24 protein-coding genes and 1 pseudogene are annotated in these 19,171 nt (G+C 60.2%); 15 read left to right on the top strand and 10 right to left on the bottom strand.

The genetic code is table 11. The annotated features are described in order from the left end of the window. Positions 1 to 6 precede the first annotated feature (6 nt). Together ACWHYV_RS07275 and ACWHYV_RS07270 are read left to right on the top strand one after the other, a co-directional pair. Positions 7 to 525 (top strand): c-type cytochrome, encoded by a 519-nt coding sequence (locus ACWHYV_RS07275; protein ID WP_447980700.1) that lies wholly within the window; start codon positions 7 to 9, stop codon positions 523 to 525. 562 nt (positions 526 to 1,087) lie between these two features. Beyond that, entirely contained in the window at positions 1,088 to 2,008 is a 921-nt protein-coding gene (locus ACWHYV_RS07270) for a DUF1207 domain-containing protein (RefSeq protein ID WP_447979984.1), read from the top strand. A gap of 59 nt (positions 2,009 to 2,067) precedes the next feature. Here the strand turns inward: ACWHYV_RS07270 and ACWHYV_RS07265 are convergent, their stop codons facing one another. Next, on the bottom strand, positions 2,068 to 2,520 hold the full coding sequence (locus ACWHYV_RS07265; RefSeq protein WP_447979983.1) for a response regulator: 453 nt from the start codon (positions 2,518 to 2,520) through the stop codon (positions 2,068 to 2,070). Then, the gene (locus ACWHYV_RS07260; RefSeq protein WP_447979982.1) at positions 2,517 to 2,945 is read right to left on the bottom strand and encodes a helix-turn-helix domain-containing protein; all 429 of its coding nucleotides are present in this window, start codon (positions 2,943 to 2,945) and stop codon (positions 2,517 to 2,519) included. The genes ACWHYV_RS07265 and ACWHYV_RS07260 overlap by 4 nt, the downstream gene beginning before the upstream one ends. A gap of 283 nt (positions 2,946 to 3,228) precedes the next feature. On the opposite strand from ACWHYV_RS07260, the gene ACWHYV_RS07255 reads away from it, so the two are divergent. From ACWHYV_RS07255 to secF, 3 genes are all read left to right on the top strand, one after another. After that, positions 3,229 to 3,921, top strand: a complete 693-nt coding sequence (locus ACWHYV_RS07255; RefSeq protein WP_447979981.1) for a LuxR C-terminal-related transcriptional regulator — start codon at positions 3,229 to 3,231, stop codon at positions 3,919 to 3,921. A 309-nt stretch (positions 3,922 to 4,230) separates the two neighbouring features. Next, positions 4,231 to 4,881, top strand: coding sequence for a hypothetical protein (locus ACWHYV_RS07250; protein ID WP_447979980.1), 651 nt, complete (start codon positions 4,231 to 4,233; stop codon positions 4,879 to 4,881). Positions 4,882 to 5,837: 956 nt separating this feature from the next. Continuing rightward, a complete protein-coding gene (secF, locus tag ACWHYV_RS07245; protein WP_447979979.1) occupies positions 5,838 to 6,740 on the top strand; it encodes a protein translocase subunit SecF in 903 nt (300 codons plus the stop codon). Positions 6,741 to 6,945: 205 nt separating this feature from the next. On the opposite strand, the gene ACWHYV_RS07240 is transcribed toward secF, so the two are convergent. The 7 genes and pseudogenes from ACWHYV_RS07240 to ACWHYV_RS07210 form a co-directional block, all read right to left on the bottom strand. Then, a complete protein-coding gene (locus tag ACWHYV_RS07240) occupies positions 6,946 to 8,463 on the bottom strand; it encodes a sensor histidine kinase (protein ID WP_447979978.1) in 1,518 nt (505 codons plus the stop codon). Then, on the bottom strand, positions 8,460 to 9,140 hold the full coding sequence (locus ACWHYV_RS07235) for a response regulator (RefSeq protein ID WP_447979977.1): 681 nt from the start codon (positions 9,138 to 9,140) through the stop codon (positions 8,460 to 8,462). The genes ACWHYV_RS07240 and ACWHYV_RS07235 overlap by 4 nt, the downstream gene beginning before the upstream one ends. Before the next feature lie 1,456 nt (positions 9,141 to 10,596). After that, positions 10,597 to 11,007: a nucleoside diphosphate kinase regulator gene (gene rnk, locus ACWHYV_RS07230; protein WP_447979976.1), complete on the bottom strand. Its 411-nt coding sequence runs from the start codon at positions 11,005 to 11,007 to the stop codon at positions 10,597 to 10,599. Between the two features lie 225 nt (positions 11,008 to 11,232). Further along, positions 11,233 to 11,580, bottom strand: coding sequence for a hypothetical protein (locus ACWHYV_RS07225; RefSeq protein ID WP_447980765.1), 348 nt, complete (start codon positions 11,578 to 11,580; stop codon positions 11,233 to 11,235). A 121-nt stretch (positions 11,581 to 11,701) separates the two neighbouring features. Then, a pseudogene (locus tag ACWHYV_RS07220) lies at positions 11,702 to 12,061 on the bottom strand (universal stress protein); the annotation flags it as partial. A 40-nt stretch (positions 12,062 to 12,101) separates the two neighbouring features. Then, positions 12,102 to 12,467 (bottom strand): STAS domain-containing protein, encoded by a 366-nt coding sequence (locus ACWHYV_RS07215; protein ID WP_447979975.1) that lies wholly within the window; start codon positions 12,465 to 12,467, stop codon positions 12,102 to 12,104. A 240-nt stretch (positions 12,468 to 12,707) separates the two neighbouring features. Beyond that, a complete protein-coding gene (locus tag ACWHYV_RS07210) occupies positions 12,708 to 12,872 on the bottom strand; it encodes a hypothetical protein (protein WP_447979974.1) in 165 nt (54 codons plus the stop codon). A 247-nt stretch (positions 12,873 to 13,119) separates the two neighbouring features. On the opposite strand from ACWHYV_RS07210, the gene ACWHYV_RS07205 reads away from it, so the two are divergent. Beyond that, positions 13,120 to 13,509: a response regulator gene (locus tag ACWHYV_RS07205; RefSeq protein ID WP_447979973.1), complete on the top strand. Its 390-nt coding sequence runs from the start codon at positions 13,120 to 13,122 to the stop codon at positions 13,507 to 13,509. A gap of 129 nt (positions 13,510 to 13,638) precedes the next feature. On the opposite strand, the gene ACWHYV_RS07200 is transcribed toward ACWHYV_RS07205, so the two are convergent. After that, the gene (locus ACWHYV_RS07200; RefSeq protein WP_447979972.1) at positions 13,639 to 14,166 is read right to left on the bottom strand and encodes a hypothetical protein; all 528 of its coding nucleotides are present in this window, start codon (positions 14,164 to 14,166) and stop codon (positions 13,639 to 13,641) included. A 128-nt stretch (positions 14,167 to 14,294) separates the two neighbouring features. Between ACWHYV_RS07200 and ACWHYV_RS07195 the strand changes: the two genes are divergently transcribed. The 9 genes from ACWHYV_RS07195 to ACWHYV_RS07155 all read left to right on the top strand — a co-directional run bounded on the left by ACWHYV_RS07195 (position 14,295) and on the right by ACWHYV_RS07155 (position 19,140). Further along, positions 14,295 to 14,567: a hypothetical protein gene (locus ACWHYV_RS07195; protein ID WP_447979971.1), complete on the top strand. Its 273-nt coding sequence runs from the start codon at positions 14,295 to 14,297 to the stop codon at positions 14,565 to 14,567. Positions 14,568 to 14,733: 166 nt separating this feature from the next. Then, positions 14,734 to 15,111, top strand: a complete 378-nt coding sequence (locus ACWHYV_RS07190) for a hypothetical protein (RefSeq protein ID WP_447979970.1) — start codon at positions 14,734 to 14,736, stop codon at positions 15,109 to 15,111. A gap of 45 nt (positions 15,112 to 15,156) precedes the next feature. Next, positions 15,157 to 15,282 (top strand): hypothetical protein, encoded by a 126-nt coding sequence (locus ACWHYV_RS07185; RefSeq protein ID WP_447979969.1) that lies wholly within the window; start codon positions 15,157 to 15,159, stop codon positions 15,280 to 15,282. A gap of 53 nt (positions 15,283 to 15,335) precedes the next feature. After that, the gene (locus tag ACWHYV_RS07180) at positions 15,336 to 16,259 is read left to right on the top strand and encodes a DUF3179 domain-containing protein (RefSeq protein WP_447980699.1); all 924 of its coding nucleotides are present in this window, start codon (positions 15,336 to 15,338) and stop codon (positions 16,257 to 16,259) included. 15 nt (positions 16,260 to 16,274) lie between these two features. Continuing rightward, a complete protein-coding gene (locus tag ACWHYV_RS07175) occupies positions 16,275 to 16,754 on the top strand; it encodes a hypothetical protein (RefSeq protein WP_447979968.1) in 480 nt (159 codons plus the stop codon). 44 nt (positions 16,755 to 16,798) lie between these two features. After that, positions 16,799 to 17,383, top strand: a complete 585-nt coding sequence (locus ACWHYV_RS07170) for a hypothetical protein (protein WP_447979967.1) — start codon at positions 16,799 to 16,801, stop codon at positions 17,381 to 17,383. A 244-nt stretch (positions 17,384 to 17,627) separates the two neighbouring features. After that, positions 17,628 to 17,807, top strand: coding sequence for a hypothetical protein (locus ACWHYV_RS07165; RefSeq protein ID WP_447979966.1), 180 nt, complete (start codon positions 17,628 to 17,630; stop codon positions 17,805 to 17,807). A gap of 64 nt (positions 17,808 to 17,871) precedes the next feature. Beyond that, the gene (locus ACWHYV_RS07160) at positions 17,872 to 18,366 is read left to right on the top strand and encodes a DUF302 domain-containing protein (RefSeq protein WP_447979965.1); all 495 of its coding nucleotides are present in this window, start codon (positions 17,872 to 17,874) and stop codon (positions 18,364 to 18,366) included. 57 nt (positions 18,367 to 18,423) lie between these two features. Then, the gene (locus ACWHYV_RS07155; RefSeq protein WP_447979964.1) at positions 18,424 to 19,140 is read left to right on the top strand and encodes a DUF6789 family protein; all 717 of its coding nucleotides are present in this window, start codon (positions 18,424 to 18,426) and stop codon (positions 19,138 to 19,140) included. Positions 19,141 to 19,171 lie beyond the last annotated feature (31 nt).

Here is a 19,171-nt window from a genome sequence, read left to right as displayed (position 1 = left end):
ATCGGCATGCTCGGTTTCGCGCTGAGTAGCAGTTCGGCCGGATGGGCCATCGACGAGCACGACACGTATGGCCTGGGCCGGCCGGCGACCGAGGATGAGATACGGGCTTGGAACATCGATGTCTCGCCGACCGGTGAGGGACTTCCACCCGGTCGAGGGACGGTCAAACAAGGCGCACAGATCTATGCCCGCAAATGCGCTTCCTGTCATGGAGCGACGGGAACCGAGGGGCCGAAGGATAGGCTCGTCGGCGGCCGGAACACCTTGACGACGACGAAGCCGATTAAAACGATCGGCAGTTACTGGCCCTATGCGACGACATTGTACGACTACATCTACCGAGCCATGCCGTTCGACGCGCCGCAGTCGCTCAGCCCGGACGAAGCCTATTCGGTCATCGCGTGGCTCCTGTTCCAGAATCAGATCGTCGCGGAAGATGCCGTGATCGATACGCAGACCTTACCGAAGATCGAGATGCCGAACCGTCATGGGTTTATCCCGGACCCTCGGCCCGATGTGCCGTAGTCGCGTCCTCTTCCGCTGGAGGAGAAGAGGCCGCGGCGGCGGTCGCGTCGCCACGCTTCGAGGCGAAGACGGTCAGGATGCGATGACGATAGTGCTGACGCAACGGAGGAATCTCTGCGGAAGCATGCGTAGGTCACTCTGACAATCAGAGAACGAGGATACTTCAATTTCGTCAGCGATCGTGGAAGGGAGATCTTGTTGGGAACCGGCACCTTGACGCTTCATGACAAGGCCGGCGTCCCGCTCTTGGTGGCCGAAGTCGTCCTCAATGATGGCCACCACTACTCTATGGAGATGACGCACCTCAGGTAGTCGGCGCGCCGAGCGGTTGCCCGAGGTGTTTATCCGTAGGCGGAATGCGCTCTCCAACTCGTCTTGGCCGCCATGGACAGGATGTCAAAACGAGGCTCCACCCCAACCGGCCGTTGCACCGAGTAGCGGTATGCCGTCCTCGCTCCTTTCGAAGGCCGCACGGGAGAAAGGCATGCGGGGGCCTTATGGGTACTTGAGTCATCGAGAGAGGCGGTGTGGCTACTCATGGCTCGCGCCATGTGGGATCGTCATGGCACTGTGCGCATTCACCCTCGTGTCGATGGCGGCTGAAGAGTCGACGACTATGGACCTCTCGGGGGTCGACTGTCGCTACGAAGGGATTGGGGCGGTGTCTCCAGGCAGCGCTCGCTCGTCTCCGCTGGAGGTCTTTCCGGAAAACGACGTCTTCCGTCCGCTGTGGGCCGATCCGAAGCAGCCTCAGTTCTTCGCCTCCTGGCAGGCGACCCGTGTCCGCTCCAATAACACCTACGTCAACCTCGCATCGGTGGGCCTGGGTGAGACCTTTGGTTTGCTGGGACGGCGCAATGGCTGCAATGGCTGGCAAGTCGGCATTCTCGGCGGAGTCTTTGCGCAGTTCGATCTCGATTCGCCATCAACCGACCTCATCAATGCCGATTATGTCGTCGGGATTCCGGTCTCCTGGCGATACCGGCTCTTCTCGACCCGTATCCGGGTGTACCACCAGAGCAGTCATTTGGGCGATGAGTTCCTGTTGGGCAGGCCGGGCTTTCGCCGTGTGAACCTGAGCTTCGAAGCGTTCGAGGCGATTCTGTCGCTCGATGCGCCAGGAGGGTGGGGGCGGGTGTATGCGGGCGGCAGCACACTGATACACCGGGAACCCGCCACGCTGGACCGGAATGGGGTGCACTGGGGGCTTGAGCTGCGAGGGCCTACTACCACACCGCCGATTCTAGCGAGGCAGCTGCCTCGGCTCCGGATCACGCCGGTCTTTGGCGCGGACTTTCAGTCGTACGAGGAGCTTCGTTGGATCATCAACGCCAACGTCGTTGGTGGGTTGGAATGGTCGAAAGCCGGAGCCGACCGCCGCTTCCGGTTGCTGGTCAACTACTATCGCGGCTTTGTTCCCTACGGGCAGTTCTTCGCGCAAAAGATCGAGATGGTCGGTGTCGGCCTGTATTTTTTGTTTTGATCGAGGAACATCTCTGATGCTTCGACCACCAAGACCATCGCTTGCGATGCATATTCTTCTCAGCGGGTCTGGTTGGCCTTCCGCCCACCCTGTCGAATGGTCTCGCAGAGCGATTCGAGCAGAGAGGCTTTGGACATATAAGCGTCCGCGCCGGCTTTCCGCATGGCGAGAGCAATCTCCGCATCCGTGTGGAAGGAGAGGCCGATAATCACGATATGAGGCAACTCCTCTTTGATTTGCCTCGTCGCCGCGAACCCGTTCAGGACCGGCATATTGACGTCCATGAGAATCATGTCCGGACGTAGCGTGCGCGCCATCGTCACGCCCATGGAGCCATCGGCCGCCTCGCCGACGACGATCATATCGGGCTCCTCCTGAACGATCCGGCGCAGTTGCTCTCGCATTAGGGGCTGGTCGTCTACGATCAGGAGTCGAATTTTGGCGTGCCCGGTTCCCGGTATCGGAAGACCTCTCTCGGTCACCTCGACCGGCTCTACTCCATGGCTCTTCATCTCTTCTCCGGGATCGATCGACCGAGAAACTCCCGAACGATCCTCAGAGGTTCGCAGTTCTTGCAGGAGATCGAGAAAAAGGCAAAGGCGTCATGGTTGCCTTCGAGTTCGAGGAAGCTGTGCAGATACTTGCAGCTCCCGCAAAAGGCGGCAAAGAACGTTTCCATACGGGAATCTCCGGTAAGAACCAATCGTTTGAGGGCGTCGAGGGTCTGTTCCTTATCGTGATCGCTGAAGGTGACAAGGTTCTTCAACGGTACCTGGAGCGCTGAGGCCACCTTGGCCAGAGTTTTCAACGATACATTCCGTTCGCCGCGTTCGATGCCGCCGAGGTACGTGGGATGCAGACCAGCGCGTTCACCCAGTTGCTCTTGGGTCAAGCCGGCATGCAGACGCAGCAACCGAATGCGTCGTCCTACTCTCACGAGAACGCTGCTCATCTAAGCCCAGACTCGGGTATTGTAAGCACGGGCGAACGTCTCTCCAGAGTCCGGGAGTATGGTTTTGCGGACCGTCGCTACTTTTATGTAGGATGCGTTCCATTCTCATGTGTCCCAGGGTACTCGATCGACGGTCTACGGACTAGCTGACGGATGTCCTCCTGGTCCGAGGCCCCCTGTCTGCAAGGACAGGATAGGCGGACTCTTCCCGACGGCGATGAGAAGTGACTCCACAGGGTGAGAGGATGGCCCGAGAGGAGGTCCGTCAATGGCAGCGCGGGTTACCGTGGCATCCATCAAGGAGTACGCTGTCAGGACACATACACCGAGGCAGTTCAGGCGGTTGCTTCGCGACCTCCGCTCCGTCGTTCCGTATCGCGGGCTGGCCTGTATCTCCTGTAATCCGGCGACCCACCGAGTCGTCCAGATGCTGGACGTCGATTATCCCAGGCAGTACCTTGGCTGGTACCTGGCCACCGGGATGGTTCGGACCGATCCACTCTTTCAGGAATGCTTGAAGACCCAACAGCCGCAATTGCGATCGGACCTGCTCAGCAGTCTGCCCCATGCGCATCGCCCTGACCACGTAAAGAAGATCCGGGAGTTCCAGCTCCAATACGAAATCCAAGGAGTCAAGGGCGTCGCGGAACGCGAAGGAATGTTCTCGGTGGTTCTGAACGGGGAGCAAGAAGCGCGGACGGCTCTGCGACCATTGGGAGAGCTATTACCCGCTCTCTTTCGGGCGCTCGTCCAATCCTATCGATATCCGGTCCTGACAGATCGGAAGAGAACGATCCTTTTATGGCGTGCCCAGGGCATGCGTCCCGCCCTCATTGCCGCCGAGCTCGGCATTTCGCCGCGCACCGTGAAGCTGCATACCGAGGAAATCATCGGAAAACTCTATGCGGAGGATCTCGTGCACGCCGTCTGGATTGCCGGCCAGATCGGCATTATCGGCTGACCGTCCGACTTCACAATGCCTGAGTCCCTCAAGAGGAGCCACGGCCTTCAGAGCAGTTCGTGACGGTTCTGATGGGGCTTCTCCTGGAAGCTCGCTCGACTTGTCGGTCGCCTGCATGGCGGTAGTCGGCTTCCGAACAGCCGAACACCCGATGCCGAGCGCTTGGTCCGCAGTCATCTTCTAGGGCGTTTCCTCATTAGGACATTTCCGACGCCAGGACTCCGAAAGGACTCTTGCGCCCGCCGTGGTCATTTGCTACGTCTCCTCACAGCCGCCGCAATGGGTCCACTATCCATGAAAGGAGTCCGTATGAGATTCGCCGAATCTCTCGCATTCTTGATCGCCGCCGTTGCCACATTCGGAATGGCTGGCTGGTCCTCGATGACTTTCGCAAAAACCGTGGAGGCTGGAGATGGAGGCACGAGCTGGATGGGGACCGGCGAGGTGCTTGATACCGGGAAGGGGAAACAGGTTGTCAACGGAACGCTCAAGGGTGTGATGTTCGTCCGCCACTCCAAGGGCGCAGTCCGAGGTCCGATCCATGCGACCAAGCTCGAGTGCCCAGTTCGTGTCGTCTTGGATAAAGAGAAGAATCGTCGAGAATCAGTCGGGGTCTGCACCCTTGTTGCCCATGAGGGACAGGATATCGCCTATGGGTTATGGAAGTGCGCCGGTGCTCTCGATGAATGCGAAGGCGAGTTTACCTCTTTACCGGGGGCGAGGGTGGATTCAGCGGGATATCCGGAGCGACACCATTCCGGAGCCGTATCGATATCCAACGGATTGAAGGCGGTAAAGTTCAAGCCTTCGGGTATGCGTATTGGCCGAATCTCACGTACACCTTGCCATGAAACGAGTTGCCATCATCACGATCCCGTGCCATCGACCGTCTTGCTCGTACTCTCGCGTCGGCAACACACTGAGTACACCCTCTGCCGGATGATCAACACAGGTAGCTGAGTCGTCCTACAGAAAGGCGCCCCAGGCTATTCGGGGCGCCGCTGCTCTCAGTGAGACGACCCTCAATGTTTCGCTTTCAGGTGGCCCTCCTTGCGTAGCCTTGAAGTCGAGCGATACGGCCCCCGGTGCTATTGTGGTGGCGGCCTCATCATGCTGTTGTTGGCACCCACATCGGTGCGTTGGCATCCTCACAAGACTACTACTGTCAACTGATATCCGGCAAAAAGATCGAAGCCATGTCGAAGGACGTGCGAGCGGGGCATGAGACTCAGGATTACGAGGCCCTTTTTCCAGGGTCTTCTTCCACCGTGGGACTGGGCTGTCTCACCTCCCCTCGGGCCTGCCATACAACGCAATTCGAGCCAGAGACCGGGTGCTCCAGGCCACCATTGTCGAGGGACGCTATGATCCTGGCTTGATTCATCGTCGATGAATGATTAGAGTACGGCATGCGTGGGCATTGGCGTTTGCCCTTGGTGCTCCTCATCACTCTCATCGTCTGGACCTGTTCAGACGTTCTTCGCTTGCTTGAGCCGGGTTTAGCCTCGCAGCAGTCCTGTCTTGAGCGAGCTCCGAATCACGGCCTGGATCAGACCGCGATAACAGGAACTTCACATAGCGAAACGGGCGATTTCACCAGGCGGGACGGCTCAACCCGCCTCCTGCTGCGAGGGGAGGCGATGTCAGGCACATCGTCATCCGGCGCCCCATCGAGTGCCAAACCAGACAGCCTAGCCGGAAGTAGACCCCTTTCCCGCCCTCTCCACGAGCAGCTCTCCGTCTATCGTATTTAACGCTCGTCTACCTCGGCGCACGGATCACGTGCGCGTACTCCCGTACAGATTCTGTTCGTGTCTCTAGAGCCCCTGCTGCCCGACCGCGCTTGATATGGATGCGGTTGCAGACAGGCGCGTCCTCACCGGCGAGCCGAGGGGCTCACGAATAAGGAGATCCCCGTGGTTGAGCTTTTAGGAAAGACTTCCATTGATTTTATCGGCTGGCGCCGGCACTCCTTTCTACTGTCTTCGCTGCTCGTGCTGCTAGGACTGATCGCGCTCATCCAGACGGCCAGAGGAGCCGCAAACCTCGGAATCGATTTTGCCGGTGGCACTGCCGTCCAGCTGAAATTTGAACGTCCCGTGTCGATTGAGCAGGTGCGCAAAGCGCTCGGTGAGCATGGGTGGTCCGAGGTCGAACTCCAGGACATCGAGAGCGGAAATAAGGTCTTAATCCGACTCAAGGCCGCCGCGAGCGTTGAAGACAGGATGGCGGAGCGCGTGATGGACAGCCTGAATCGTGCATTTGCTGACAACGCGTTTCTGGTCGAATCAACCATGGAAATCGGGCCGGCGATTGGCGAAAAGCTGCAGCACGATGCCTTGTTGGCCATTACCCTATCCATGGTGGGCATCGTCCTCTACATCGCAGCTCGTTTTGAATGGCGATTTGGTCTCGCCGCAGCGCTGGCGACTTTGCATGATGTCCTGGCAGTCCTCGGAATTTTTTACCTGCTGGACAAGGAATTCACCCTCCTCCTGGTCACCGCCTTACTCACCTTGGCGGGGTACTCGTTGACTGACACCGTCGTCGTATTTGACCGCATCCGGGAAATTCTCAAGGTTCGCCGTCGAGAAACGTTCGAGGAGGTGATTAACACAGCGATCAATCAAGTCCTTAGTCGAACGGTCGTCGTCTCGCTGACCGTCATTCTGGTCCTGATTCCTTTGACGGTGGCCGGCGGTGAAGTGCTCCATGACTTCTCTCTCGCGTTATTGATGGGCGTGGTGATCGGAACGTATTCGTCTATTTTTGTGGCGAGCCCGCTTCTAACCCTGTGGGACAAGCCGAGTCTGAAATAGTACAGCCTCACGCTCAACTTTATTTGGAAGAGTGAGACGTATTGCATGAGACAGATCTTTCCCGGGCCATCGCCTGTAGGAGACAACCGGCATGCCGCCCGGTACGGACTTGCAAGCCGGCAGGCCGAGGTGTTGGACGGCTCCATCTCGACCTTCGATCTTCTACTCGGAGGCCGCGTGATATGGAGCCGTGTCCGAGATGAGTTTATTCGGGGGGAGAGTTCCAGTCGCGCCTGCAGCGTTCGATTTCAGTGGCCCGAGGATCAGGAGCGGAACGGGACCGATCGGAAACGTGACCTTCTGTTGCTATTGCCGGAAGCAGGACCGCGAAGAGGGTGCCCTTTCCTGGTTGGCTGGCGACCTCGACCCGACCTCCATGCGCCTCGACGATTTCCTTCACGATCGGCAGTCCGAGCCCCGTACCACCTGAATCCCTGGCCCTCGCGCGGTCAGCCCGGTAGAAGCGATCGAAGAGATAGGGAAGATGTTCCGATTCGATTCCATGGCCCGTGTCTTCGACTGTGACGACAACCTGGTGACCTAGCACGCTCAACCTTACGGTCACCGATCCGCCCGGGTCTGTGTATCGAAGCGCGTTGTCCAGGAGGTTGATGACCACTTGCTTGAGCCGTTCGGCGTCCCCCATGATCGGAGGGGCAGAATCCGAGTGAAAGCTCAAGCGGATCTGCTGCTCCTCGGCGAGAATGGCCAGGTCCTGCACAATCTCGCGGAGGAGGGGCTCGAGCGCGAGCGGGACAAGCTGAACCGGTGGACGATCCCCGGCAAAGCGCGCCAGCGTGAGCAGCGACCGCGCCAGAGACACCAACCGCTCCACTTGCTTGAGATTGCCGACCAGCGTCTCTCGATAGTCCTCGGCCGTGCGCGCTTTCTGGAGCGCCACCTCGAGATTGCCCTGCAGCACGGTCAGCGGCGTCTGCATTTCGTGCGCGGCATGATCGACAAAGCGCCGCTGAGCTTCGAAGACCTTCTGCAACCGATCCAGCATGGCATTGAAGGCATCGGTCAGCTGATGCAGCTCCCCGTACGGTGAATCGAGGATGGCGCGAGCCTTCAACGCAGACGCCGTGATGGCTTCGGCTGTGGTGCTGAGCAGCTTCACCGGAACCAGGACCTTCCGCGCCAGCCAGTCGCTTGCGATCCATGCTATGGCGACAAAGGCGGTGGAGACCGTCACGAGCAAGAGGATGAGGCCACGAAGCGCCTTTTGGGAAAAGGCCAGGGATGTCTCGGCTTGGAGCACATAGCGGATCTCGCCTTGAAAACGAATCGGCACCGACACGCGCCGGACAGGCGCGACGTCTCCGGTTGCAATGGTCTCGAAGGCCGGCTCACCGCCGCGAACCTCTTGCAGACGTTCCGGAGAGATGGGTGGGCGCGGCATGACATGAGAGCCCTTCCATACGGGCCGCCCATCCAAGGTCAGCACGACGATCGAGAGTGCCGTCTCACGCAATTCGTGCTGCTTCTCGTCTGATTCGTGCTCCCGATCGACGCCGATAATCTCTTCGCCGGGTTGGCGCAAGAGGTCGGGACGCTCGGCGATCAACCTCGCCAGGGTCTGCGCCGCTCCAAGCAATCGTCCATCCACGTACTGGTGCAGCAGGTTTGCAAAGCCCCAATAGAGCACGAGGCTGAACCCCGCCAAGAGCACTGCAATGACGACCAAGGCCGAGTAGCGAATGTCGCTTCGCAGGGTCTTCATGGGGCGTCTTCGGGCACTTCCAGCATATATCCCGTGCCGCGAACGGTTGTGATCAACGGCGGGGAAAAGTCGCGATCGATTTTCGCACGAATCGCCCGGATGTGCGCGTCAACAATGTTCGTCATGGGGTCATAGCTCATGTCCCAGACGTGGTTGATGATCGCCGTGCGTGTCAAAACGCGGTTCTTGTTCCTAAGGAGGAACTCGAGGAGCGCATATTCCTTGTTGGTAAGCGGAATCTCCTTGCCAGCCCGCCACACGCGGTGCGCCACCGGATCAAGCTCCAGATCGGCAGCTTTGAGCGGGCCCTGCACCTGGGGTCCTCGGCGCAGCAGAGCCCGCACCCGTGCCACCAGCTCGGCAAACGCAAACGGCTTCGTGAGATAGTCATCCGCGCCCGTATTCAAACCCTCGACCTTGTCTTCCACGGAATCGCGAACGGTCAACAGCAGGATCGGGGCCTTGTAGCCACGCTCCCGCAAGCGCCGGCACACGGTCAGCCCATCCAGCTTGGGGAGCATGATGTCGAGAACAATCAAATCATACTCGGCCTGACCGGCCAGGCTCAGACCCTCGTCGCCATCCGGGGCCCAATCGGTTGCGTAGCGCTCCTCCCTCAGTCCCTTCTGGATGAACTGAGCCAGGTCCCGATCGTCTTCGATAATCAAAATCCGCATGATGCCAGACCTCATTCTCTGGTCATCGTCATACACGATACTGTTCACTGTTGTTGCGGCCGAGACCGATCTACCACTCCGGGCAGGGTCACCTGGCATGCTCATCTTCCAAGGACGGCGTCGCTCTACATCTTCTCTCCGCCCTCGGTTCTTCAGCCCCCCAGTTCCGCTAGTCCATCGCTCCTGCGTCTTGCCGGTTCAGACCTCCATGAGCGAGATTCCCCACATCACCACGAGGACGAGCGCCAAGAGAATCAGACCGACGTACATGACAGGCAGGATCAAATCTGACATCTTCACCTTCACCTCCATCTCCACCTTCGATTGGGCCAGTTTGCCGCCGTCGTTGGTGCTTGCTGGCGCTCGGAAAACGGCCAATGCTCTGGACGCTCCGTTCAGCCCTGGCCGGATTACACGCGCATGAGGTACACGCCTACAAGCCAACATAGGCGACATGCGTCTCGACGAGCGAGAGCAGCGACGCGATATCGGCCTCTGAGTAGCAGTTCTTCTCCCCCCCTCGTCCAAGACACCGAGAGCCTTCAGCACAACACTCTTCGCCAATGCGTTCTGCTTCGCGTCGAATGCGACCGCCGCTTGGCCTAAGAATCGAAGGACTGATTCCTGATCAACAGGATAATGCGCGACTATGAAAGTGCCGCGAAAACGCCGTGATGAATCGTTCATACGCGTCACGCGGCTTTCCGGTTCTCATCGGTCAGCTGTCGGCGTGCACCAACAGGCTCGTCGATGAAGGAGGCCCAAATAGCGGCGCCCCAACAAAACAAAGTCAGTACAACGAATGCCCAAACGGCCAACATCTACTCCTCCTTTCTGCCAGTCCGCTTGCGTCCCTCTGCGTCCAATGCGTTCCGTTGTCAGCCTGCCACAGTTCGTTCGAGCCATTGTCCGAGCCCTCTGGATTCCGAATCTTAAGCGGCCCTCGGGAGAGTGGCCCCTTCATCGATGGGGCGATGGACTGGTGCCTCGAACGATGCTGCCGGCTTGGTCGGCCCTTTGGCCGTCGGAAGCCCTTTCAGGCCGGCTATCAGAACCGCCACTCCGCCCAGGAAAGCTATCGCAGCATCAATCACCGAACTGAAATCCATCATGGCGACCTCCTATTCGTGGTGAGCGTTAAGGCTGCCGTGTCCGCTTCTCAAGATAACCGGTGAGTATGAACAGCCCGCCAAGGTCCAATGAAAAGGTCTTCATCACGATTGCGACTCCGGCAACAGGATTCGGGTTCGCTGTGGCGATCGATGTGCCGAATGCGGAAGAGTCGTGAACGGAAGGTCACCCCTTCTTGGTGAGATCTTCGTGTACCGGCTCTCTCTCGAGCCTTGAAAGGAGGGCACGCATGGTCATTGTTCTGCTGTTCGTGCTGCTCCTCATCTCCGGGCTAATGCCGCCGCTTGGCGAGAACGAGGCATAGTCATGCCGTTCAGATCCCCTCTTATTGGTCGTAACGGCCTTCGGCCTCGGGCTGGTAGAGAATCTCTTCGATGCGCAGCTTTTTGACCCCGGCCGGCACCTGCCACTCGACGATATCACCGACGCGGTAGCCGAGGACGGCGGTGCCGATTGGAGCAAGAACGGAGATTTTATTCTGCTCGAGCTTGGCGTCCGACGGGAACACGAGCGTGAAAGCCCTCTCTTCGCCCGTGTCGACGTCCTTCACGCGCACTCGGGAATTCATCGTGACGACGTCGCGAGAGACCTCGGCCGGCTCGACGATGTGAGCCCGTTCTAATTCTTCCTGCAGCTGCTCGAGATACTGACGGTCCTTTTCCCTGAACGAGATCCCCACATGGACGAGCTCTCGGAGCCGTTTCAAATCGAAGTTCGTGACTTGGATGTCTCGCATGAGTGGCTCTCCTTTGATTGCACATCCTGATGGACGCGGCCGGCTCGGTCGCCGGTACGTGCCGGCCTGCGGAGTGATGGATGAGTCAGCCTGCCTTGCGCAGGGCGACGACCTTCCCGTCTTCGTTCCGCTCGATCGTCCCCAGTGTTCCTTCTTCAAGCGGCTGCGGGTCCACCGCTCAACAGTCCAGCCGGTACCGCGCGTTCCGTTCGTCACTCTTTCTTGCTATGCCCCGACGACCGCCTCCTGCCTGGCTGGCAACGTCTCTTCATAGGTGACGGCGATCCGGTCAGGGCCCCGCTCATGGATGACGTCCCATTCAGTGTCCGCCACATCCGTGTGGCCCAACAGCTCCATGATTCTGCTCCGCGCTCGTCGCTTCGCTTCGCCGACCGCTTCCACTTTGCTTCCGAATTCGTCGACGCAGTACTCTTGTTCCCAAAGTCGACCAATGATCGGGCGGTTCCTCATCGTGTAACCGATCAAGGTCTTGTAGGGCACCCACACTGTTCCGTGACTCCGTTCCTCGACAAAAATGCGGACGCGGACCTTGCTGTCGTTGCTTTTTGCCATCCTCTCTACCTCCTTCACGTCTACCTCCTTCACGCCCTTGGTCGTCCTCCGAAGCCCCTTCTCTTATCGTCAGCACAGCGCACCGAGCCCTGCGAATGACCTCCTCGGCCGTACTGCCGCTTCGTAACCTCTCCCACCTGGTGCGATTGCGGGTGCCCATCACGATCAGACCGGCCTGCACCCGATTGGCAACATCCAGGATGAGGTCTGCGGGGCTGCCGAGGACCAACCGAGGTATGGCGGGGATTCCCCTCTCGTTGGCCTGGTGGGCCACACGTCCGAGATCCAACAGCGCACGGGTACGCCGGTCATCCAGATAGCGGTTTCCGATCAGCCTCTCACGCCCTGGTCTGCCCGCGGCCTTCAGCACATTGAGGATGACCAGCCGGGCACCTAGTGCAGCGGCCAAGTGCAACGCGTGCTGGCATGCGCGATTCGAGGCTGGGGAAAAATCGGTGGCCAATAAGATTGTCTCGATCACGTTCGCGTTCTCCTTCCCCGGAAGTCTCGGGATGCGCTCTTTATCTTCGCACCGCTCTTCGCCGTGATGTTTCAGAGCTAGGCCGTCCGCATCCGATTCCGTGGCGCCGCATAGGCCGGGGCCGACCGATATGGTCTCTCCCCGTGATCTCTTCCACCACGGATTTCATCAAATGATCCTCTGCGATCAGCTCGGCCCCGTGCTCGTGCATCCGCTTCAACAGTTCTTTGCCGTGCGGATCGACGAAATGCACGGAGGTGAGATTCAGTTGAACAGGCCCGTACAGCGCCTCCTGGTCGATCCGGCGCCACAGTTTTTCGAATTGCGTGACGGTGGCTCCGTCCAATTGCCCCTCAAGGGCGAACGTGGTACCCGCGGACCTCGGCTGGATCGTGATTTTCAGCATGTCCTTGTTCCTTTCCCCCTTCTACGGGACTCTCCTGCCGGACGGGCGGCGCTCTTCGAGAAGAGCGAGACGGCTATCGGAGGCTTATGCTGTGCTTTCGACGCCACAGGCCCCGGAGGTGTAGTGCGGTTCCGACGCAGCACCTCATCTTGACGATGGCCGCACGCGATGCATCGGTGTAGGTGCATCCACTTGATCTGATCCAATGCATCATGGCACCACTCGGTAATCATCAATCCGTCACAGCGTCGGCATCTGTCGTTCATGAACGCCTCCGGTCGCCTTTCCACGATTCAATCGTCGGATCAAGCGCAGCGTGGTGGGGCGCGACCGGTCGCGGACTATCATCAAACCGGCCAGCAGGATGAACGCGATGAGCAACCCGATTCCTATCGCAGCCTCCATGATCGTTCTCCTTATCGTTCTCCTTCACGTTCCTGGACACATCCTCACGGTACGTTCCGAACATGAGTAGCGTCTGAAGCAATGGTGAAGGCTGCTTCATCTCGCCCAGCCATCGTTACAGATGAACAAACATTCATCCTCGCTTCGACGCCCGTTCATGCAAAACCAGTAAGACAGACGCCGTGGGTACCGAATGCCGGTCGGAACCCGGTCGTTACACGACGAGACAGGAGGGACAGGAATGAAGATGAGCGGAAGAATTTTGGTCGCGGATGACGATCCGGCCACCCGGACGTGCCTGGTGGATCTCTTGAGGCACGATGGGCTCGAGGCCGACGGGGCGATCGACGGCATCGAAGCGCTGGCCTATCTCGAGCGGCAGGACTATCGCCTGCTTATTACCGATTACGTGATGCCGAAATTGAACGGGTTGTATCTGCTGGGCGTCAGCCGCGTGGTCTGGCCGACGATGCCCGTCGTCCTGGTGTCAGGCGATGGCGGCGCAGCAAGGCAACGGGCACTGCAATGGGGTGCCTACGCCTGGATCAGCAAACCCTTGGACGCCGATCAGTTCCGAGCCGTGATTCATCGCGCACTTGCTGACAGTGGAGCGTATTCTCCCGGGCTGACATCATGACAGCCTCCAGGAAGGTCGGGTAAGAGTCTATCGAAGCGGGGACGAGTCCCACCAAGACGTTCCCGCGTGCAGCGTCAACGTGTCCGCAATCATAAGTCGGACACAGCGGATCGTGAGTGTCGCCTCAGCTCACGCTCCGCACCGGGGCGGAGGGGTCGGCATGAAGTTCATCGCCGTGCCGGGTTTGAAATGCATGCCCATCATGTCGAATTCGCCGACGGCGACGTGCTTCAGCCAATACCCCTCCTCGCCCTTTTGCCCCCCATGGCCATGGGCCTCGGGTCCATGTTCGCCTTCCGGCGTGTGCGACCGGTGGAAATGGACGAAGCCGGTCTTACCCCCGTCCGGCTGATCCTCGGCGCAATTCCGGCCCTTGATGCCTTCGCCGACGAAGATGACCGTCGCGGTCGGATCAGTGACCGGCTTGTTGAAGTGCAGAAAGACCGCACGGCCGTGGCCCGCATCCAGCCACAGATGGTCCGGCATCCCGGGATGGAACGGCTCGAAGGTATAGGTCTTCGCCAGAGTGGGACCGACATTGTTGAGCGCCTCGGGCGCCGGGGCCTTCTTCGCCTCCCCGGCCGTGCCCGACGTCAACCACGCGCATCCGATCAGGAGCGCCGAAAGACTGCTGATCGCAAACATCTTGCCGGACATGACCCACCTCCTTGATTCGAGCCGCCTCTTGGCCTTGGCCTTGTCACGACGACCCTACACCTGCAGACGCGCTCGATCTGTAAGCTGGCTCACAGAGCCCGCCTGGCACATGGAAGACAATGCGGGCCATGTCCATGTTGGAGGTCTTCGTGCACACCGGCTGCCTGTCCCACGCTGCGGTCGAGGCGCTGACCCGTCAGGTTCAAGCGCTCCATCCCGATCTGACCATCCGCATTCGGTCGCTCGTCGACTCGAAGGATCGGGCGGATGTCCTCGGCATCCTGATCACGCCGGCCTTCGTCCTGAACGGGCGGATCATCGCAGTGGGGGTTCCGCGCGGAGAGTGGCTGATGCGCAAGCTGTGTGAGGCGGGTCTCGATCAGGAGGGCGGGTGCTCTTAACCCGCATTATTCATGAATACTTCTACTGCAACCGCCGATACGCCGCTGCGACAGGCTTGGGTGCGCATTTCAGCACCCAAGCGCCTGGCGTCTTGGCGGTTTCGTCACGAACCGTCATGAATAATGCGGGCTAACCGCATGGGATCATCGAAGGATGGATCAGTGGATGAAGAGGCTGCGAGCAGAGCTGGAGCAGGCGCGATGCGTGGCGGAGACGCTGGCCGACATTCAACGCACCTTCGCCACCCCGTGCGTTCCCGACCTGTTCATCCCGATGACGCGGCATCCGGGGTATCTCGAAACCGCGTGGGACCTGTTCAAGGAGCGGGTTGCCCTGGAACGCCTGACGCCGGCCGCCAAGCGCATCTTGGCGGCCATGCTCTCCGCCGATAAGGAGTGCCAAGAGCGCATCATGGCGTTTCGAACCGAGCTCGAGCACGGCGGGTTGGATGAAAAGAACTTCCGCGAGCTTCTCGACGTCGTGCACATGATCGAGTCTTTCAACCGCGTGCTCGCCACGCTTCACGGAGAAGTCCAGTCATGACCTCTGAGGCTTCGACGGCGCGGTGAGCTACGAACGGAGCGCGCAGTGTCCATCGCACGACGAAGGCGACGCGCGGAAGACGACGCGGGTACGTACTGGTATGACTGGTTCCTGTTGATGGTCTTGCTCGCACTGACGGTGATCGCGGCCGCGTCCCTGTTCGTGATCTGAGTGGTGAACGCATGTCGCCGCGACGGAGCCTGATCCTCCTCATCGTGCTGGTCATGGTTGCCCTGGCGCTGTTCGCCACCCGGCTCACCTCCTTCATCGGGGCATGGGCGTTCGACCTCTCGAAGCACAGCGTTCCGCTCGATCAGATCGTCTCCGGGGGCCCGGGCAAGGATGGAATCCCCGCCATTCTCAACCCGCTGTTCGTCCGCGCGCAGGACGCCGGATTCCTCCACGCCGAGGACCGGGTCCTGGGTATGAGCCAGGGGCAGGAAGCCAAAGCCTATCCGATCAAGATCCTCAACTGGCATGAGATCGTCAACGACACGATCGGCGGGCGGCCCGTGCTCGTCACCTATTGCCCGTTGTGCGGAACCGGGATCGGATTCGATCCCGTCATCGGCGGGCGGCGCTACACCTTCGGCGTCTCGGGACTGCTCTATCAGAGCGATCTCCTGATGTACGACCACCAGACGGAAAGCCTCTGGTCTCAGATTTCGATGGACGCCGTGGCCGGTCCGATGACCGGCACGAAGCTAGGGCACATCTTCCTGACTCATACCACCTGGGGCGAATGGCGACAGGCGCACCCATCCACGCTCGTCCTGTCCACGAAGACCGGCTACGCCAGAGACTATGACCGAGACCCCTACGCCGGCTATGCTCAGCGCCCGGATGTGATGTTCGAGACGAATCGGGTCGATCCGCGCTACCACCCGAAGGAATGGGTCTTGGGGGTCGAGGTCGACGGCCGCTTCAAAGCCTACCCGTTTTCAGAGCTCAAGAAAGCCAAGACGCCGCTCATCGACACGGTCAACCACAAAGAGATCCGCATCCTCTACAACTCACAGGCCCAGACCGCGTCCGTGACCACGCGCGACGGCACACCCATCCCTTCCCTCCTGGCCTTCTGGTTCGCCTGGTATGCCTTTCATCCCGAGACCGAGGTGTTTCACGCCCAGCGGGAGGGGAGCGGATAACGGAGGATCGACGCCATGAGCACACCATCGGGGAGGACGGCCTGCTTCATTGGGACGGCCGTGGCGCTCGCCATCATCGGGTGCGCCGGCTGCGTCAGCATCGAGAGCTTTGAACAGGTCGTCAAGGAATCCGAAGCCGCGAAACAGCGGTATCGACAGGAAGTCCAGAAATCACACGCACTCGAATCGACGGTAAAGAGATTGAACGACCGCATTCAAGAATTGGAAGGACATCTGCGTGACGCCCGGGAGAACACGGCACGAACGGAGCGAGAATGGCGGGAAGCACGCGATGAGCTGCTGCGCCTCAAGATCGAACGGGAGCAGCAGGCCAGGCAAGAGCGGGATCGCCGGCCGGACCGACCTTCCGGCACCCAGGAGCTCCGAACGCCGGGTGACGCCGCCAGTCGCTCTGCTCGAGGGTCGGCCGAGGACCCCACACGAGGCGTGAACGAACACCTCCGGCGGCTGCAGAGTCTCCTCGATCAGTTTTGATTCGATCCGCGGCTCCACCTGGTGCGTTGAGGAAGGAGGAGCATATGTGGAATGGAGTCGGCCGCATGCTGTTCCGAACGAGTGTCGTCCTGCTCCTGCTCCTTCTGATCGGGGGATGCGCGACGACGTCCGATGTGGAACGGCTTCACCAGAAGCTGACCTCGGAGATGGCTCCACGCACCGAGGTCAAGGAGCTTCAGGACAAGGTCGCGACGCTGCAGGCAAAGACCAGGGCCGCCCTCGAGGCCGAGAAAAAGGCCATCGAGGCCGTGGAAGCCAGATTGTCCGTGTTGGCTGACGAGCTTCAGACCGAGGCCGTGGCGGTGAGAAAGTCGCTCGACGAGCTGAACATCAGACGGGCTCAGGAGATCGAATCGATCCAGAGCACGGTCGGGGAGCAACGAAGGCAGCTCGCGGAAGTGCAGGAGGACCTCACCTCGCTCCGAGCCACGAGCCAGCGCGTCCACTCCCTGCTCACCACCCATTCCTCCCAGATCCAGTCGCTCGCACAGACGCTGGTGCGAGGGTATAAGTCAGGCCTCGAGACTCTCCGGGATCAACTGAAAGAATTGGAGTCGGCCGCGCGAGAGCTCGAGCCGCTCGCCAACAGCTCTCCCCGGAGTCCTTGACGGCGGCGCCGGTTACTTCTCGGGCGCGGCGCTCACCGGAGGCAGATTGATGCCGATCCGCTCCATCCCCATGATGATCGTGAGCGCCGCTGGGGCGTGCTGCACGATTTCCTTTTGGACCTCGATACCGTTCTTCCGCCCGATGATCTGTGATCCGGCTGACAGAGAGCGCGGTCGCCCTGGTCTAGACTGAGCCTTCGTGCCGTCGCCTCCTTCGCTCACCATGCGGAGCTGAGATGCCCTCATGGCAAATTGGGCCGATACCACAGCCGAGGCCATCGTCGATGCCTTCACCGCCGACTCCGGGCCCGAGGATCTCCTCCGCTTACAACATGCGATCGCGGCCGCTCTGCGGGACGCACGCGAAGCCGGAAAGAAGGGCACTGCCGGACCAGGCGCCCCCTGTAAGGAATCCGATGCATGAGCGACTACCGTGCAATGCCGGTCAGCGGCAGCCATTGTTCAACTCTTTCGAAAGGAGTGTCGAGATGATCGGACGACGCACAGGTCTGAGAACAGCCGCCAAGGCAGCCCTTGCCGTGGCGATCCTCGCAGGGTCGGTGTCCAGCGGGCTCCCCGGGTGGGCCGCTGGGCAAGCCGATACCGTCGTACACGTCAAAGTCAAAGGGTCTGTGGAGGACACGGTCGGCCGGCTCAAAAAGGTGGTCGCCGGGAACGACATGATGGTCATGGGGGAATTGCATCAAGGCAAGGTGCTCTCCATGACGGGCCTGAACGTACAGTCGGAGAGCCTCTTCGTCGGCAGTCCCACCGTCGGAAAGAAGCTGTTCACGGTCGAACCGGGCGCCGGCGTCGTCGTCCCCGTCCGTATCAACATTTATCAGGACGCGCAGGGCACGACGGTCGTGAGCTATGCCAAGCCTTCGGCGCTCCTGAGCACGTTCGGAAACCCCGAAGTCACGAACGTGGGCCAGATGTTGGACGGCAAGCTCCAGAACATGGTCAAGATGTTGGGCCAATAACGACGGTGAAGGCGGGTGGGCTCAATAGAGTCCACCCGCTGAGATCGGAGCCTACCCATGCGCGGCATCTTGTCCCGACTGTTCGAAGAAGAGACGGTGTTGAGCGGGGTCGTCTTGCTGGCCGCGGGGATCTCGCCGGTGATCTTCCCCGCGGCCCAGGCGGGCTTGGCCCCTATGCCCTGGCTCGCCACCCGACTGCTGATGCCTTCTCTGGTGCTCCTCGCCGGTGTTGTTATCGCCGCCATGATCCGCGGGTACCGGCGCTTGCGCAACCGGATGCTGGCCGGGGCCTTGGCGGGCATGATCGCCACCGTCGGGCTCGACGTGGTGCGTCTCACAGGGTTTCATCTCGGGTGGATGCCGGGCGACCTCGCGATGCTGCTGGGGGTTCTGTTGACCGACCGCTTCATGGAGGGCCCTTCAGCGCTGTCGAACTTCGTTGGATATCTGTACCACTACTGGAACGGCGCCGCGTTCGGCATCCTCTTTGCCGTCCTCGTCGGTCGCAAGCCGGTGATCTGGGGAATCGTCTATGCTCTCGTCATTGCGGTGATGTTCCTCGTGAGCCCTGCCGTTCAGGCCACGGGGGCCGGGTTCATGGGCCTGGGGCGACCGATGATGCCCGTGACGATCATCCTCGCACACCTTGTCTTTGGAACCATCTTGGGGGTTCTCTCTCGGAAATGGGTGCAAGAAGACGGTTGGCTCTTCAGCCGAGCCGGATGGAGGCATTCCTATGGAGCACTGTCGCCGCTGTCATGGCTTGATGGTTGAGTATGACTATCAGGGCACTGTGTCTCCAAAT

The sequence above is a fragment of the Candidatus Nitrospira bockiana genome (genome assembly GCF_965152565.1).
The sequence above is the reverse complement of the archived record's forward strand: the minus strand, read 5'-3'. Positions and strand labels throughout refer to the sequence as shown.